General features: G+C 72.8%; 11 protein-coding genes and 1 pseudogene. 9 read left to right on the forward strand and 3 right to left on the reverse strand.

Annotated elements, in window-relative coordinates:
* The first annotated feature begins 210 nt into the window (after window positions 1–210).
* From leuS to ABT354_RS04485, 5 genes and pseudogenes are all read left to right on the forward strand, one after another.
* Complete coding sequence (gene leuS / locus ABT354_RS04465; RefSeq protein ID WP_351488848.1) at window positions 211–3,078, forward strand: leucine--tRNA ligase; 2,868 nt, start codon at window positions 211–213, stop codon at window positions 3,076–3,078.
* Between the two features lie 218 nt (window positions 3,079–3,296).
* Window positions 3,297–4,028 (forward strand): hypothetical protein, encoded by a 732-nt coding sequence (locus ABT354_RS04470; RefSeq protein WP_351488851.1) that lies wholly within the window; start codon window positions 3,297–3,299, stop codon window positions 4,026–4,028.
* A gap of 158 nt (window positions 4,029–4,186) precedes the next feature.
* On the forward strand, window positions 4,187–5,032 hold the full coding sequence (locus ABT354_RS04475) for a DegV family protein (protein WP_351488854.1): 846 nt from the start codon (window positions 4,187–4,189) through the stop codon (window positions 5,030–5,032).
* Window positions 5,033–5,634: 602 nt separating this feature from the next.
* Window positions 5,635–6,507, forward strand: a complete 873-nt coding sequence (locus ABT354_RS04480; protein WP_351488856.1) for a ComEA family DNA-binding protein — start codon at window positions 5,635–5,637, stop codon at window positions 6,505–6,507.
* Window positions 6,504–9,191: pseudogene (locus tag ABT354_RS04485) on the forward strand (ComEC/Rec2 family competence protein); the annotation flags it as partial. The gene ABT354_RS04480 and the pseudogene ABT354_RS04485, both read left to right, overlap by 4 nt.
* Window positions 9,192–9,317: 126 nt before the next feature.
* Here ABT354_RS04485 and ABT354_RS04490 read toward each other — a convergent pair.
* Window positions 9,318–9,791, reverse strand: coding sequence for a pyridoxamine 5'-phosphate oxidase family protein (locus tag ABT354_RS04490; RefSeq protein ID WP_351488859.1), 474 nt, complete (start codon window positions 9,789–9,791; stop codon window positions 9,318–9,320).
* Between the two features lie 122 nt (window positions 9,792–9,913).
* Between ABT354_RS04490 and ABT354_RS04495 the strand changes: the two genes are divergently transcribed.
* The gene (locus ABT354_RS04495; protein WP_351488861.1) at window positions 9,914–10,741 is read left to right on the forward strand and encodes an arylamine N-acetyltransferase family protein; all 828 of its coding nucleotides are present in this window, start codon (window positions 9,914–9,916) and stop codon (window positions 10,739–10,741) included.
* 27 nt (window positions 10,742–10,768) lie between these two features.
* On the opposite strand, the gene ABT354_RS04500 is transcribed toward ABT354_RS04495, so the two are convergent.
* Window positions 10,769–11,014, reverse strand: a complete 246-nt coding sequence (locus ABT354_RS04500) for a hypothetical protein (protein WP_351488863.1) — start codon at window positions 11,012–11,014, stop codon at window positions 10,769–10,771.
* Window positions 11,015–11,070: 56 nt separating this feature from the next.
* Here ABT354_RS04500 and holA point away from each other — a divergent pair, with 56 nt between their 5' ends.
* Window positions 11,071–12,057 carry a DNA polymerase III subunit delta gene (gene holA / locus ABT354_RS04505; RefSeq protein WP_351489191.1) on the forward strand — a complete coding sequence of 329 codons (987 nt, stop codon included), beginning with the start codon at window positions 11,071–11,073 and terminating at the stop codon, window positions 12,055–12,057.
* Between the two features lie 452 nt (window positions 12,058–12,509).
* Here the strand turns inward: holA and rpsT are convergent, their stop codons facing one another.
* Complete coding sequence (gene rpsT, locus ABT354_RS04510; protein ID WP_351488866.1) at window positions 12,510–12,776, reverse strand: 30S ribosomal protein S20; 267 nt, start codon at window positions 12,774–12,776, stop codon at window positions 12,510–12,512.
* A 218-nt stretch (window positions 12,777–12,994) separates the two neighbouring features.
* Between rpsT and lepA the strand changes: the two genes are divergently transcribed.
* Complete coding sequence (gene lepA / locus ABT354_RS04515) at window positions 12,995–14,863, forward strand: translation elongation factor 4 (protein ID WP_351488869.1); 1,869 nt, start codon at window positions 12,995–12,997, stop codon at window positions 14,861–14,863.
* A 313-nt stretch (window positions 14,864–15,176) separates the two neighbouring features.
* A complete protein-coding gene (locus ABT354_RS04520) occupies window positions 15,177–17,066 on the forward strand; it encodes an AMP-dependent synthetase/ligase (protein WP_351488872.1) in 1,890 nt (629 codons plus the stop codon).
* Window positions 17,067–17,097: the final 31 nt, after the last annotated feature.

Genomic DNA, 17,097 nt, shown 5'->3' on the forward strand with positions numbered 1-17,097 from the left:
GGGAGCCGAGCGACCGGATCGGCCCCTGCGGTACCCTGACGCCATGCGTGCCGTACGCCTTCTGCTTAGCGAGCCGCGCTGATCAGTCCCGGCGGATGAAAGGTCCGGTCGGAATCAGCGCGGCGTCCCCTCCTGTGTGAGGGGTCCTTTTGTTTGTGGGCCATGCACTCTGAACCGCTGGCAGAGACGATCGATGGAGCCTTAAGGATCATGAGCGAGACGAATTCCGCTGCTTCCGCTGCCGAGGTGGCCGCGCCCCACCGCTACACGGCCGCGCTGGCCGCCGAGATCGAGGCACGCTGGCAGGACTTCTGGGACGCCGAGGGCACCTATGAGGCGCCGAACCCCACCGGCGACCTCGCCGGGGACCCGGCCGTGGTGGCCCGCCCCAAGAAGTTCATCATGGACATGTTCCCGTACCCCTCGGGCGCCGGTCTGCACGTCGGACACCCCCTGGGTTACATCGCGACCGATGTCTACGCCCGTCACCAGCGCATGACCGGCCACAACGTCCTGCACACCCTGGGCTTCGACGCCTTCGGCCTGCCCGCAGAGCAGCACGCCATCGCCACCGGTGTGCACCCCCGGGTGTCCACCGAGGACGCCATGTCCAACATGAAGCGGCAGCTGCGCCGCCTGGGCCTGGGCCACGACCAGCGCCGCTCGATCGCCACGATCGACCCCGCGTACTACAAGTGGACCCAGTGGATCTTCCTCCAGATCTTCAACTCCTGGTACGACACCGAGGCGGGCCGGGCACGGCCGATCACGGAGCTGGTGGCCCAGTTCGAGAGCGGTGAGCGGGCCGTTCCGGGCGAGACGCGCGGCTGGGGCGAGCTGAGCGTGACCGAGCGCGCCGAGGTGCTCGGCGGCTACCGTCTGGCGTACTCCTCGGACGCCCCGGTCAACTGGAGCCCCGGTCTGGGCACCGTACTGGCCAATGAGGAGGTCACTGCCGACGGCCGGTCCGAGCGTGGCAACTTCCCGGTCTTCAAGGCCAATCTGCGCCAGTGGAACATGCGCATCACCTCCTACGCCGACCGGCTGCTGGCGGACCTGGACGCGCTGGACTGGCCCGAGGCGATCAAGCTCCAGCAGCGCAACTGGATCGGCCGGTCCGAGGGCGCGCGGGTCGACTTCGCCGTCGAGGGGCACGACGACGCCCGGATCACGGTGTTCACCACCCGTCCCGACACGCTCTTCGGCGCGACCTACATGGTCCTGGCCCCCGAGCACGGCCTGATCGACGCGATCCTGCCCGCCGAGTGGCCGCAGGGCGTCAAGGAGGCGTGGACCAACGGCGCCGCCACCCCGGCCGAGGCGGTCTCCGCGTACCGCAAGCAGGCGCAGACCAAGAGCGATGTCGAGCGCCAGACCGAGCACAAGAACAAGACCGGCGTCTTCAGTGGCGCGTACGCGGTCAACCCGGTCACCGGCACCCGTATCCCCGTCTTCGTCGCCGACTATGTCCTGATGGGCTACGGCACCGGCGCGATCATGGCCGTCCCCGGCCAGGACGAGCGCGACTGGGAGTTCGCCGAGGCGTTCGGCCTGCCGATCGTCCGCACCGTGCAGCCGCCGGAGGGCTGGGAGGGCGAGGCCTTCACCGGCCAGGGCCCGGCCGTCAACTCCTCCAACGACGAGATCTCCCTGGACGGCCTGGAGGTCGCCGAGGCCAAGTCCCGCATCATCCAGTGGCTGACCGAGCGCGGTATCGGCGAGGGCACGGTCAACTTCCGGCTGCGTGACTGGCTGTTCAGCCGCCAGCGGTACTGGGGCGAGCCCTTCCCGATCGTCTACGACGAGGACGGTGTGGCGCACGCCCTGCCGGAGTCGATGCTGCCGCTGGAGCTGCCCGAGGTCGACGACTACTCGCCGCGCACCTTCGACCCGGACGACGCCGACAGCCGGCCCGAGACCCCGCTCTCGCGCAACGAGGACTGGGTCCAGGTCACCCTGGACCTCGGCGACGGCCCCCGCCGCTACCGGCGCGAGACCAACACCATGCCCAACTGGGCCGGTTCCTGCTGGTACGAGCTGCGCTACCTGGACCCGCACAACGACGCCCAGCTGGTCGACCCGGCCGTCGAGCAGTACTGGATGGGTCCGCGCGAGGGCATGCCGCACGGCGGTGTCGACCTGTACGTGGGCGGCGCCGAGCACGCCGTACTGCATCTGCTGTACGCGCGCTTCTGGTCCAAGGTGCTGTTCGACCTGGGGCACATCTCGTCCCCGGAGCCGTTCCACAAGCTCTTCAACCAGGGCATGATCCAGGCGTATGTCTACCGGGACGCCCGGGGCTTCCCGGTCCCCGCCACCGAGGTCGAGGAGCGCGAGGACGGGACGTTCGTCCACGCGGGCGAGCCGGTCAAGCGTGAGCTGGGCAAGATGGGCAAGTCCCTGAAGAACGCCGTCACGCCCGATGAGATCGCCGCCGAGTACGGTGCGGACACCCTGCGCCTGTACGAGATGGCGATGGGCCCCCTGGATGTCTCCCGGCCGTGGGACACCCGGGCCGTCGTCGGTCAGTACCGGCTGCTCCAGCGGCTGTGGCGGAACATCGTGGACGAGTCCACCGGTGAGGTCACCGTGGTCGACGACGCGGCGGACGAGGCCGCGCTGCGCGCCCTGCACAAGGCGATCGACGGTGCCGGCCAGGATCTGGCGGGGCTGCGGTTCAACACCGCCATCGCCAAGATCACCGAGCTGAACAACCACCTGACCAAGGTGGGCGGCCCCCTGTCGCGCCCGGTGGCCGAGGCGCTGGTGCTGCTGATCGCTCCGCTGGCCCCGCACATCGCCGAGGAGCTGTGGCGCAAGCTCGGCCACCAGGACTCCGTGGTGCACCAGGACTTCCCGGTCGCCGACCCGGCCTATGTCGTGGACGAGTCCGTGACCTGCGTGGTGCAGATCAAGGGCAAGATCAAGGCGCGGCTGGAGGTCGCCCCGTCCATCTCCGACGCGGAGCTGGAGGCGCTGGCACTGGCCGACCCGGCGGTCGTGGCGGCGCTCGGCGGCGCCGGTATCCGCAAGGTGATCGCACGCGCGCCGAAGCTGGTGAACATCGTCCCGGCCTAGGGTCCGGCCCCCTTCCGGCCCTGACCCCCTGGCCGCCCGACCCTGACCCCCGCTCCGGGGCGCGCACCCGGAGCGGGGGTCAGGGTCACCCTTAGGGGCAGGTTGGGGGTTTCTGTGGAACCCTCGGCCCGCCCGCTCCGTTTACGGTGGAGAGGAACGACAGCGACACTGTCGGTGGACACCGTCGACCCGCACAGCCGACGCCGAAGGGGCGCCCCATGGAAGTCGTCATCTCGATACTGGCGCTGCTCTTCATCGCCTTTGTCGTGCTGGGTGCCTATGCCACGACGAAGGCGGTCAAAGCGGCCAAGAAGGGCATGGAGCGCACCGTCTCCCAGGCGCGCCGCACGGTCGAGGACACCACCCTGCGGGCCAAGAGCTACGGACAGGGCGGTCCCGCCGCCGACCTGGCCCAGCTGCGGCTGAAGCTGCGCACCTCCATGCGGGCCACCCAGGACGCGCTGAACGCGGGCGCCGAGCAGGACGCCTCGCTCGGTGAGTCCATCGCCCTCTTCGAGCGGCTGAGCGTGCACGCCCGTGAGCTGGACGACGAGCTGAAGCGGCTGGAGCGGGACCCCGACCGGGGCTCGCTCTCCTCCCGGCTGCCCGAGCTGCGGGAGCGCACCGAGCGGATCACGCACTCGGCGGAGTCCCTGCGCTGGGCGGCACGGGACCGGGCGCGCAAGTTCGCCGATGACGAGCTGGACCTGCTGAGCGGCGAGATCGACATGGAGGCGGGCGCGCTGCGGCACTGGGCCGCGTCCGAGTCCACGGAGCCGCAGAGCGCCGCTCAGGCGCCGGTTGCTCCGCCTGCCGCCGCCGGCGAGGCCGCCGCCGCGCGGCAGGACGGTGACGACGACGAGCAGCCCCGGGCCATCACCGCACGTGACCCGGCTCAGCGGATGACCTACTCCTGGGAGAAGACCACCCGCCCGGAGACCACGAACTGACCGCCGGAGCCATCGGAGCCAGCGGGTCTGTGGCCGGGGAGCGCCGGTCCGTCGGCGGAGGCGACGCCCCGGGCCGTACGCGGGACGGTGACGCCCGGCTCCGGGAAGGCGGGGGAGCGGACTGCCGTGCGGAGCCCGCGACCGGTAATCTCCCGGTCATGTCCCGCCATGTCGCGATCGTCACCGATTCCACGGCCTATCTGCCGCATCAGGCGATGGAGCGTCATGGCATCGAGGCGGTGCCGCTGACCGTCGTCCTCGGTGACCAGGCGCTGGAGGACGGCACGGAGGCCTCGGCCCGCGCGCTCGCCCAGGCGCTCCAGAAGCGGCGGCCGGTGACCACGTCCCGGCCCAGCCCCGAGACCTTCGCCGCCGTGTACCGGGCGCGGGCCGAGGCGGGGGCGACCGGCATCGTCTCCCTGCATCTGTCGGCCGAGATCTCCGGCACCTATGACGCCGCGGTGCTCGCCGCCCGGGACGCCCCTGTGCCGGTCCGGGTGGTCGACACCGGCATGGTCGCGATGGCGCTCGGCTTCTGTGCCCTGGCCGCGGCGGAGACGCTGGACTCCGGGGGGACCCTGGACGAGGCGGTCGCCGCCGCCGAGAAACGGGCCGCGAACACCTCCGCGTACTTCTATGTGGACACGCTGGAGCATCTGCGGCGCGGCGGCCGGATCGGTGCCGCACGGGCCCTGCTGGGATCGGCGCTGGCGGTCAAGCCCCTTCTGCAACTCGACAACGGGCGGATCGAGATGCTGGAGAAGGTGCGCACCGCCTCCCGGGCCATCGCCCGGCTGGAGGAGATCGCCGTCGAACGGGCGGGCACCAGCCCCGTCGATATCGCGGTCCACCATCTCGCCGCGGCCGAGCGGGCGGACGCCCTGGCCGAGCGGCTGCGCGAGCGGGTGCCCGGTCTGGTCGAGCTGCATGTCAGCGAGGTGGGCGCGGTGATCGGGGCACACACGGGGCCGGGGCTGCTGGGCGCCGTGATCTCGCCGCGCTGAGCGGGCGGCGGTGTCCATTCGCGCTCGGGCGGCGGCGGCCGGCGGGGGTGACACTCCCCGGCCGGGTGCGGAGACAGGGCCGGTCCCTGTTCCCGCTTCCGGCCTTGCTCCTGTCCCGGTCTCGGCCCGAGTCCTTGTCCTTCTCCTTGCCTTGCCCCTTGCCCCTTGCTCTCGCGCCCTCGTTCCTGTGCCTGCGCCTGCGCCGGTCGGGCGGGTCCAACGGTCCATGGGGGTAGGGGAATTCACTCTCACGGGTGACGGGTTTCTGCACAACGGGCTGGTTATCCACGGAAATTCAGCCGTCTCAGCGGGTTCGTGCGGCGATGCCTACCGTGCTGTTCATGGCTCTTCGATCACGTTCCGCTACCACCGGTCCGGGCCGCGCAGCGGGCTCCGACCACCGTTCCCACCTCCGGCGCGGCGCGGGCACCGGGCCCGGCAGGGGCCGCGCACCGGCCCGTCCGCCCTTGCGGATGCGCGCCGGGCCGCGTCTCGCCCCCGGTCCCGCCGATGTCCGCCGACGGGTGGTGCGGCGGGCCGCCGGCACCCTGGCCCCGACCGCCCCGACCGCCCCGACGGGCCCAGGGGCCCGGGAAGCCCTTGTGCCGGGCCCCTGGGTCGATCCGGCCCCGCTCTTTCCCGCCGGTCCGCCCTCGATCCCCCGCGCCGATCCGGCTCTTGGCCGCTCGGCCGATCCTCTGCCGACTCACTCCGCCGATCCGGAGCTGCCCGGAGGGGCGGCGGGGACGGGCGGCGGAGGGCTCGGGCGATGGCTGCCCGCCCTGCGGGACCGGCTGCCGCTCTGGGTGCGGCTCCGCTGCGGGCTGGCGCCCCGGACACTCGCCGCCCTGGCGGTCGTCCTGCTGGCCGCCACGGTCCTCGCCGTCCACCACTTCGTCACCGGCCGGCCCGCGGGCGTCAGCGCCCCGGAGCAGGTCCGGCCGGGCCTCGCGGGCGCGGCGCCCCGCCCGCTGTCGGCCCCCGCCGAACGGACCGGGGCACGGGTCGTCATCGATGTCAGCGGCAAGGTCAGACGCCCCGGAGTGCTGCGGCTGCCCACCGGCTCCCGGGTGGCCGACGCGCTGGCCGCGGCCGGGGGAGCGGCACAGGGGGCGGATCTGACCGCCCTCAACCGTGCCCGGGTCCTCATCGACGGGGAACAGCTCGTCGTCGGTGCCCCACGGCCTCCGCAGCCCCCACAGCGTCCTGGCGCCGCCGCACCGGCGGGAGGGGCGGTCGGCACAGCGGGGACACCCGGGGTCGCGGGTCAGGCGGGGCCGCCCGGTGCGGTGAGCCTCAGCACCGCCACGGCGGAGCAGCTCGACGCGCTGCCGGGCGTCGGCCCGGTGCTCGCCCGGCACATCATCGACCACCGCACCCGCCACGGCGGCTTCCGCTCCGTCGAACAGCTCCGCGATGTGCGGGGCATCGGCGACCGCCGGTTCGCGGACCTCCGGACACTGGTGGGTCCATGACCCCCGGCACGACGGCCGTCCGGCCCGGTCGTCACCCGGTGCCCGCCCACCCTGGCGGGCCGCCCGAGCCGCGTCCGGAGGGCCCGGCCGATCTGCGCCTGGTGGGCCCGGCGCTCGCCGCGTGGGGCGCCTCGGCCCTCGCCGTGGTCGCTCCCGGGCGGTGGACAGCCCTCGCTGTCACGGGGTGCGTCGCGGGGGCCCTCGCCCTCATGGCCGGGCCGCTGACCGAGGCGGTGGGCCGATACCGCGCCCGCCGACGGGCCCGGACGGGCCCCGCCGGGGCGGCCGGGGGCGAGACACACCGGCGGGAGTCAGCCCGCCTCCTCGGCGCCCCGGAGCCGGTACGGACACCCTCCAGGGGCCGCTTCCCCGCCACCGCCGTGGCCGCAGTGCTGCTGTGCGCCGCCGCCGGAGCGACCACCGCCGGACTGTACGGCGCCGACCTGCGGCGCGGCCCGATCCCTGAGCTGGCCGCACGGCACGCCCACGCCACCCTGGAGCTGACCCTCACCTCCGATGCCCGGACGGTCGTGCCCCGGGCGGGCGGCGACCGGGCCGCCCCGGTGGCGCTGTTCATCGACGCCGAGGCGACCCGGGTCACCGCCGCCGACGGCACCGCCGCCCGGACCCGGACCCCGGTCAGGATCGTGGTCCGGCCGGAGCGCGCACAAGGGGTGCCGGAGCGCTGGCGGCGGCTGACGCCCTCCACTCGGCTGCGGCTGACGGGCCGGCTGGCACCGCCCGGGTACGGAGCCGACCGCTACGCCGCCGAGCTGCGGATCCGCGGGGGCCCACCACGGATCACCGGACCGCCGACCCAGGTGCAGCGCACCGCCGCCGAGTTGCGCGCCGGGCTGCGGCGGGCGACCGAGGGGCTGGGCCCCGACGCCCGCGCCCTGCTTCCCGGGCTGGTCGTCGGGGACACCTCACGGATCGACCCCGAGCTCCAGGAGGCGTTCCGGGCCACGGATCTCACCCATCTCCTGGCGGTGTCCGGCAGCAACCTCTCCGTGGTGCTCATCCTGCTGATCGGCCCGCCGGGCCGGGCGGCCCTCGCCGAGCGGGGCGGGCTCGCACCCCGGCTGGGCATCACCCTGCGCGGCACGGCCCTGCTGGGCGCCGGGCTGACACTGGCCTTCGTCGTGGTGTGCCGGCCCGAGCCGAGTGTGCTGAGAGCGGCGGCCTGCGGGGCGATCACCCTTCTGGCGATCGGCACCGGACGCCGCAGATCCCTGCTGCCCGCCCTCGCCGCCGCCGTGCTGATCCTGGTCCTCGTCCTTCCCGGGCTCTCCCGGAGCCCTGGCTTCCTGCTGTCGGTGCTCGCCACCGGAGCGCTGCTCACCGTCGCCCCCGGCTGGGGCGCGGCCCTGCGCCGCCGGGGGGTGCCGCCCCGGATCGCCGAGGCCCTGGCGGCGGCCGGGGCGGCCCAGCTGGTGTGCGCGCCCGTGGTCGTCGTGCTCGCGGGCCGGGTCAGCCTGGTGGCGATCCCCTGCAATCTGCTGGCCGAGCCCGCCGTCGCCCCCGCCACGGTCCTCGGGTTCGGCGCGCTCGCCGCCGCCCCGGTGGCGATGCCGGTCGCGGAGCTGCTGGCCCGGACGGCGGGCTGGCCCGCAGAGTGGATCGCCGCCGTGGCCCGCACCGGGGCGTCGCTGCCCGGCGCCCGGCTGGAGTGGCCCGGCGGCGGGCCGGGCGGGGTGCTCCTCCTGGCCGTCACCGTGGCGCTGGTGCTCTGTCTGCCCGCCCTCGCCCGCCGTCCCTGGACCGCCGCGGGCTGTGCCCTGTTGCTGTTGTTCACGGTGGTCCGTCCGGCGCCGCTGACCGGCGTCCTCACCGGCTGGCCGCCGCCCGGCTGGGCCCTCGCGGTCTGCGATGTCGGGCAGGGCGACGCCACGGTGCTGGCGGCGGGCGACGGCAGCGGCCGGGGTGTCGTCGTGGACGCGGGGCCCGACCCGGAGCCGGTGGACCGCTGTCTGCGGGAGCTGGGTGTCCGCCGGATCCCGCTGGTCGTTCTCACCCACTTCCACGCCGATCACATCCGGGGCCTGCCCGGGGTGCTCCGGGGCCGGTCGGTGGGCGCGGTGCAGACGACGACCCTGGACGAGCCCCCGGAGCAGAGCGCGTTCGTCCGCCGGATCGCCCGCGCCGCCGGGGTGCCCCTCATCCGCGCCGTGCCGGGGGAGCGCCGACGGCTGGGACGGCTCCACTGGCGGATCCTCTGGCCCGCCGCACCACCGCCGGGGACTGCCCCGGGGACGGACCCCGACGGCCGCCCGCAGACACCGTCCGCACCCCAGGGCACCCCCGCACCCCAGGAGGGCACCGGGCCCAATGACGCCAGTGTCACCCTTCTGGCGCGGATCGACGGCGGCCCCAGCCTGCTGTTGCCGGGGGATCTCGAACCACCCGCCCAGCGCGGGCTGCTGCTGGCCCATCCCGGGCTGCCCCGGGTGGATGTGCTCAAGGTCGCCCACCATGGCTCGGCCCATCAGCACACCGGGCTGCTGCATGCCCTGCGGCCCCGGGTGGCGCTGATCTCGGCGGGCCGCCACAACCCCTACGGGCACCCGGCACCGACGACCGTGGCGGCGCTGCGGGCCCAGGGAGCACTGGTGCTGCGGACCGATCTGCACGGGCCGCTCGCCGTCACCGGCACGGGCGGCGGACTACGGGCCCATGTCCGCCGGGGCGACCCCCGGGCCGGCCGGGACACCGGGCGGGGACGCCCACCCATCGCAGCCGCAGCCGCCCGCGCCGCACCGGTGGCGGCGGCGCCCCCGCCGATCGCACCCGCACGGGCCGGGGGCCCGGGGTCAGACCAGCCAGCTCCCGTCGCGCATCAGCACCCGGCCCCGCTGTTCGTTCACCCCCCGCCAGGCCTTCACCGAGCGCGGGGTGAGCCGCAGGAAGACCCAGGGGGCGGTGGTCCGCGGATCCCAGCCGCCGAACCGCGCGGCGAAGGCGTCACCGGACTCCGGCTCCAGCACCGCGCTCTCCACCACCTCGGCCGTGCCCTCGATCAGCGCCACGTCCCGGGTGTGCCCCAGCGTGACGACCATGCTCCCGGAGGGCGTCACATGGCGAGCCGTCGGATTGGTGCGGCGGGTGGACATCAACAGGGTGTCCCGGTCCCAGAGGAACCACAGCGGCACCAGCGTCGGCTCACCGGACGGGGAGGCCGTCGCCACCCAGGCGTCCGTCTCCCCGGCCAGCATGGCCAGGACATCCCGCTTGCGCCGCTCCGCCCCGCGCGGGGGAGCCGGATCCGGATCGGTGATCGTCTGCATGTCCCGCACCGTAGGCGCTCCGGCGACGCTTCCGCCTCGGCCGCTGGTCGTAGGACCCCGACACCCGGGGACCGGTCCCCGGGCCCATGGCCCACGACATCACCGGGCGCCAGACTGTCCCCATGGACGCCGGCCGCACCCCGCACACCGCACCAGAGACCGACACCCGCCCGATCACGGACGCCTATCTCCGCCGGATCGGCGCCCGGCGCCCGCTCCGGGCCGACCTCGCCGCGCTGCGTCGGCTCCAGTCGTGCCATGTGCGGACGGTTCCGTTCGAGAACCTCTCCCTCCATCTGGGGGAGGACATCGTCCTGGAGGAGCGGCCCCTGCTCGCGAAGATCGTCGACAGGGGGCGGGGCGGCTTCTGCTACGAACTCAACGGAGCCTTCGCGGTGCTCCTGCGCCACCTCGGTTTCACCGTCACCCTCGCCGAGGCCCGTACTTGGGACGCCGAGGGGCGGCTCGGTATCCCGTACGACCATCTCGCGCTGCTGGTGTCCCTCGGCGACGGCGGCAGGCGGCTGGTGGACGTGGGGTTCGGGGACAACTCCCACCATCCGCTGGACCTGGACGAGCGCGGTGAGCAGCGGGACGCCGCCGGGGTCTTCCGGATCACGGAGGCGGGCGAGGGCGCGCTGGAGGTCTCCCGGGACGGCAGGCCCCAGTACCGGCTGGAGACCCGGCCCCGGGAGCCGGCGGACTTCCGGGCGGGGGCCTGGTGGCACCGGACATCGCCGGAGTCCCCGTTCACCCGTTCCCTGGTCTGCTCGCTGGCCACCGCCGAGGGGCGGATCACTCTCAGCGGGCGCCGGCTGGTGGTCACCGTCCGGGGCGAGCGGCGGGAGGAGACACTGCCCGACGGGGTGCCGCTGCTGGCCGCCTACCGTGAGCACTTCGGGCTGCGGCTGGACCGGCTGCCGGTGGATCCGGGCGGGCACGGGGGCTGAACCCACCGGGGCGCCGGGCCCGGTCCCTCAGGGGGTCTCCAGCCAGCCGTCGAAATCGGCGGCGAGGTCGTCCAGGGCGGTCGGTTCCAGACGGCCCGACGGGTCCTCCACCACCACCAGCCACTGGGCGTCCTCGGCGTCGTCCTCGCCCGCCAGCGCGTCCCGTACGAGCTGGGGCTCCTCCGTCACGCCGAAGCGGTCGGCCAGCTCCTGGGCCACCTCCTCGGCGGCGTCCCGGTCCGGCAGTACGAGTACATGGCGTCCTTCACTCATCCGCTCATTCTCCGGCACGGGCGGGAGTGTCCGTGGCCCATGGGATGCTGGAGGCGATGGCCACCAGGAAGAATTCCACCGACGATCCGCTCGCTCCCATCACCCTCGCCGTGGGGCAGGAGGATCTGCTCCTCGACCGTGCGGTGCGGCAGGTGGTGGCGGCGGCGAGGGCCGCCGACGCCGACACGGATGTCCGCGACCTCACCGCCGACCAGCTCCAGCCCGGCACGCTCGCGGAGCTGACGAGCCCCTCGCTCTTCGCCGAGCGCAAAGTCGTCATCGTGCGGAATGCCCAGGATCTCTCCGCCGACACGATCAAGGACATCAAGGGGTATCTCTCCGCGCCCGCCGAGGAGATCACCCTGGTCTTCGTCCACCCCGGCGGGGCGAAGGGCAAGGGGCTGCTGGACGCGGCGCGCAAGGCCGGGGCGCGGGAGGTCGCCTGCCCGAAGACGACCAAGCCCGCGGAGCGGCTGACGTTCGTCCGCTCGGAGTTCCGGACGCTGGGCCGGTCGGCGACGCCGGAGGCGTGCCAGGCGCTGGTGGACTCCATCGGCAGCGATCTGCGGGAGCTGGCGAGCGCGGTCTCCCAGCTGACGGCGGATGTCGAGGGCACCATCGACGAGGCCGTGGTGGGCCGGTACTACACGGGCCGGGCCGAGGCGTCCAGCTTCACCGTGGCGGACCGCGCGGTGGAGGGCCGGGCCGCCGAGGCGCTGGAGGCGTTGCGCTGGTCGCTCAGCACCGGGGTCGCCCCGGTGCTGATCACCAGCGCGCTGGCGCAGGGGGTCCGGGCGATCGGCAAGCTCTCCTCCGCGCGCGGGGGCCGCCCCGCCGATCTGGCACGCGAGCTGGGTATGCCGCCGTGGAAGATCGACCGGGTGCGGCAGCAGATGCGGGGCTGGACCCCGGACGGGGTCGCGGTGGCGCTGCGTGCGGTGGCCGAGGCCGACGCGGGGGTGAAGGGTGGCGGGGACGACCCCGAGTACGCCCTGGAGAAGGCGGTCGTCACCATCGCCCGCGCCGCCCGCTCCCGCCGCTGACGATCCGGGGCTCTGTACGAGAACGCCCCCCGAGCGGTCCGTGCGCCGCTTCGCGCCCGGCCGTGCCCGACCGCGCCTGAGGAAGCATGACCGCCTGGCTCCCCGGCGGGCTCCTGCCACCCGAGGGCGGCCCTTACCGGCTCGGCACGGGGGTCGCGATGGGTCGCGGTGGCTCGGCGCGGGTGGGTCCGGATACACCGAGGCCCCGGTCCGGGCCGGGCGTCCTGGGGAAGGACGGACCGGTCCGGGGCCGGGGCCTCGGCGGAATACCACTGATTGGGCTCGCACCCGCGTGGCGAACGCAGGTCCAAGTGCGAGTCCGGGTCTGCCGGACGGAGAGCGGAGAGAGAGGGCCCGCTCGGGTTCCATACGGCGATCAAGCTGTTCCGGCGGACCGGTCCGGGGACCGCTGCCGGATTCCGGGGTCGCCCCCGGAGCTACCGCGAAGGTGCTCAGCCCTGGAGGGAGGCAACCTTGGACGCCAGCGCCGACTTCTTGTTGGCGGCGGCGTTCTTGTGGATGACACCCTTCGAGACAGCCTTGTCGAGCTTGCGGGTGGCCTCGCGAGTGGCCGCGGTGGCCTTCTCGACGTCACCGGCTGCGACGGCCTCACGGGCCTTGCGGATCGCGGTCTTGAGCGAGGACTTGACGGCCTTGTTACGCAGGCGCGCCTTCTCGTTCGTCTTGTTCCGCTTGATCTGGGACTTGATGTTCGCCACGAAAGAGCCTTTTCAGGTTCGAAATGATCTTTGATGTGCGCCCCGCGCACCCGACGTACGCTACGTCATGACACGAGACACAGCTGTCTACGCTACCAGCAGCTCTCCCGGCGGCCCAAACCGGTCGCAGTCCCGCACCCGTGGGACCATGGAGGCTACGTATCGATCCGCCATCGCCCGAGACGAGACGCCCGGCGTCTCAAGAATCAGGACCCTGCGTGCCCGCGACTCCTCTCCACGTACCCGAGCCGAGCCGTACCGACCCGGCGCTGATCCGCAATTTCTGCATCATCGCGCACATCGACCACGGCAAGTCGACCCTTGCCGACCGGATGCTCCAGCTGACCGGCGTGGTGGATCAGCGGCAGATGCGCGCGCAGTACCTCGACCGTATGGACATCGAGCGCGAACGCGGCATCACGATCAAGTCGCAGGCCGTGCGGCTGCCCTGGGCCCCCACCGAGGGCGAGGGCCAGGGCAGGACCCACATCCTGAACATGATCGACACCCCGGGCCATGTGGACTTCACCTATGAGGTCTCCCGTTCCCTGGCCGCCTGCGAGGGCACCGTCCTGCTGGTCGACGCGGCCCAGGGCATCGAGGCGCAGACCCTCGCCAATCTCTATCTGGCGATGGAGAACGAGCTGACCATCGTCCCGGTGCTCAACAAGATCGACCTGCCGGCGGCCCAGCCGGAGAAGTTCGCCGAGGAGCTGGCGAACCTGGTCGGCTGTGAGCCCGACGATGTGCTCCGGGTCTCCGCCAAGACCGGTCTGGGCGTCGAGGCGCTCCTCGACCGGGTGGTCCGCGAGGTGCCCGCGCCGGTCGGTGAGGCCGATGCCCCCGCCCGCGCCATGATCTTCGACTCCGTCTACGACTCCTACCGGGGCGTGGTCACCTATGTCCGGGTGGTCGACGGCACCCTCGGCAAGCGTGAGCGCATCCGGATGATGTCCACCGGCGCCACCCATGAGCTGCTGGAGATCGGCACCAACTCGCCGGAGATGCTCCCCGCCGACGGGCTGGGCGTCGGTGAGGTGGGCTATCTGATCACCGGTGTGAAGGATGTCCGCCAGTCCAAGGTCGGCGACACCATCACCCAGCAGCACAAGGGCGCCACCGAGGCCCTGGGCGGCTACAAGGACCCCAAGCCGATGGTGTTCTCGGGTCTGTACCCGCTGGACGGATCGGACTACCCCGAGCTGCGGGACGCCCTCGACAAGCTCCAGCTCAACGATGCCGCGCTGGTCTACGAGCCGGAGACCTCCGCCGCCCTCGGCTTCGGTTTCCGCGTCGGCTTCCTCGGGCTGCTCCACCTCGATGTGATCCGGGAGCGGCTGGAGCGCGAGTTCGGCCTCGACCTGATCGCCACCGCCCCCAACGTGGTCTACCGCGTGATCATGGAGGACGGTGCGGAGCACACGGTCACCAACCCGAGCGAGTTCCCCGAGGGGAAGATCGCGGAGGTGTACGAGCCGGAGGTCCGCGCCACCGTGCTGGCGCCGACCGAGTTCATCGGTTCGATCATGGAGCTGTGCCAGAACCGCCGGGGCACCCTGCTCGGCATGGACTACCTCTCCGAGGACCGGGTCGAGATCCGCTACACCCTGCCCCTCGCCGAGATCGTCTTCGACTTCTTCGACCAGCTGAAGTCCAAGACCCGCGGCTATGCCTCGCTGGACTACGAGCCCACCGGTGAGCACGCCGCCCACCTGGTGAAGGTCGACATCCTGCTCCACGGCGACAAGGTCGACGCCTTCTCCGCGATCACCCACCGGGACCAGGCGTACGCCTACGGTGTGCGGCTCGTCGCCAAGCTGAAGGAGCTGATCCCCCGGCAGGCGTTCGAGGTGCCCGTCCAGGCGGCCATCGGCTCCCGGGTGATCGCCCGGGAGACCATCCGCGCCATCCGCAAGGACGTCCTCGCCAAGTGCTACGGCGGTGACATCTCCCGTAAGCGGAAGCTGCTGGAGAAGCAGAAGGAGGGCAAGAAGCGGATGAAGATGGTCGGCAACGTCGAGGTGCCGCAGGAAGCCTTCATCGCCGTGCTCTCCAGCGACGACAGCGGGGGCAAGACCAAGAAGTGATCCGTGCGGGCCCCGGCCGGGGCCCGCTCCGGCGCCGTACCCGTGCGGTGTCCGCCGCCCGTGCCCATCCGGCCGGGCGGCGGCGCCCACCCCGAGTCCCACTCCGAGCCCGAGCCCCCGGGTCCCGCTCCCGGCTCCACCCCTGCCCCGCCCCGCCCCGCCCCGTTTCCCGGGGCGCCGGGGTTTCTGAAGCCGGGGCCCACAGACCCTTACGCACCGGGACAGGGCCCTCTACCCTGATCACGGCTCGATGGTTACTCGTCAGTTAGATACCAGCCAGTCGTGCAGTGCTGCCGCAGGCCCGGAGGACGTCGTGAGCGACACACAGACCCAGATCGAGAACCGCCCGCCCTCGGTGGCTGCCCTCTTCATCGAACGCGTGTCGGCCACCCCGGACGCCGAGGCGTTCCGCTATCCGGTGCCCTCCGCCTCGGGCCGGGGCCCCGACGAATGGAAGTCGCTGAGCTGGGGCGAGAGCGCCGAGCGCGTCTACGCCGTCGCCGCGGGGCTGATCGGTCTGGGACTCGGCGCCGAGGACCGGGTCGCCGTCCTCTCCGCCACCCGGATCGAGTGGATCATCGCCGACCTCGGCATCATGTGCGCGGGCGGTGCCACCACCACCATCTACCCCTCCACCAACGCCGAGGAATCCGCCTACATCCTCGCCGACTCGGAGAGCCGGGTACTGATCGCGGAGGACGCGACCCAGCTGGCCAAGGCCCGTGAGCGCCGCGCCGGACTGCCCGAGCTGCGGCATGTCGTCGTCATCGACACCACCGGTGTGGAGCCGGACGCGGACGATCCCGAGGACTGGGTGATCGGCCTCGCCGAGCTGGAGAAGCGCGGCGCCGCGTACCTCAAGGACCACCCCGCGGCGGTCAAGGAGCGCATCGCGGCGATCACCGCCGACCAGCTCGCCACCCTGATCTACACCTCGGGCACCACCGGCCGCCCCAAGGGCGTCCGGCTGCCGCACGACAACTGGTCGTACATGGCCAAGGCCATCCCCGCCACCGGGCTGATCGGCCCGGACGACATCCAGTACCTGTGGCTGCCGCTCGCCCATGTCTTCGGCAAGGTGCTCACCTCCGGCCAGATCGGGGTCGGCCATGTCACCGCCGTCGACGGCCGCATCGACAAGATCATCGAGAATCTGGCGGTCGTCCAGCCGACCTATATGGCCGCCGTGCCGCGGATCTTCGAGAAGGTCTACAACGGCGTCGCCGCCAAGGCGCGGGCCGGCGGACCCGCCAAGTACAAGATCTTCCGCTGGGCCGCCGAGGTGGCCCGCGAGTACGCCAAGGTCACCCAGGACAACTTCCGCCGCACCGGCACCCGCTCCGCGCCCTTCGCGCTGACGGCCAAGCACAAGGTCGCCGACGCCCTCGTCTACGCCAAGCTGCGCGAGGCGTTCGGCGGCAGGCTCCGGGCCGCCGTCTCCGGCTCGGCCGCGCTCTCCCCCGAGATCGGCTACTTCTTCGCCGGCGCCGGGATCCACATCCTGGAGGGGTACGGACTGACCGAGTCCAGCGCCGCCTCCTTCGTCAACCCCGGCGAGGCCTACCGCACCGGCACCGTCGGCAAGCCGCTGCCCGGCACCGAGGTACGGATCGCCGAGGACGGCGAGGTCCTGCTCCGCGGCCCCGGCATCATGCAGGGCTACCACGGCCAGCCCGAGAAGACCGCCGAGGTGCTGGAGGCGGACGGCTGGCTCCACACCGGCGACATCGGCGAGCTGTCCCCCGACGGCTATCTGCGGATCACCGACCGCAAGAAGGACCTGATCAAGACCTCCGGCGGCAAGTACATCGCCCCCACCGAGGTCGAGATCCAGTTCAAGGCCGCCTGCCCGTTCGTCTCGAACATCGTCGTCATCGGCGCGGCCCGCAACTTCTGCACGGCGCTGATCGCCCTGGACGAGCCCACCCTCCTCGGCTGGGCCAAGGAGCACGGACTGGGGGGCAGGCCGTACGCCGAGGTGGTGGCCGCGCCCGCCACGGTCGAGCTGATCCAGGGCTATGTCACCCGGGTCAACGAAGGACTCCAGCGCTGGCAGACGATCAAGAAGTTCCGGCTGCTCCCGCGTGATCTCGACGTGGAGCACGGCGATCTCACCCCCAGCCTCAAGCTGAAGCGGCCGGCGGTGGAGCGTGAGTTCCAGCACCTGATCGAGGAGATGTACCAGGGCACCCGGGAGGTCTGAGACCCCGGGAAGCCCGGGGGCCTCCCGGAGG

It is taken from the genome of Streptomyces sp. NPDC000594, from assembly GCF_040299965.1.
Lineage (GTDB): Bacteria > Actinomycetota > Actinomycetes > Streptomycetales > Streptomycetaceae > Streptomyces.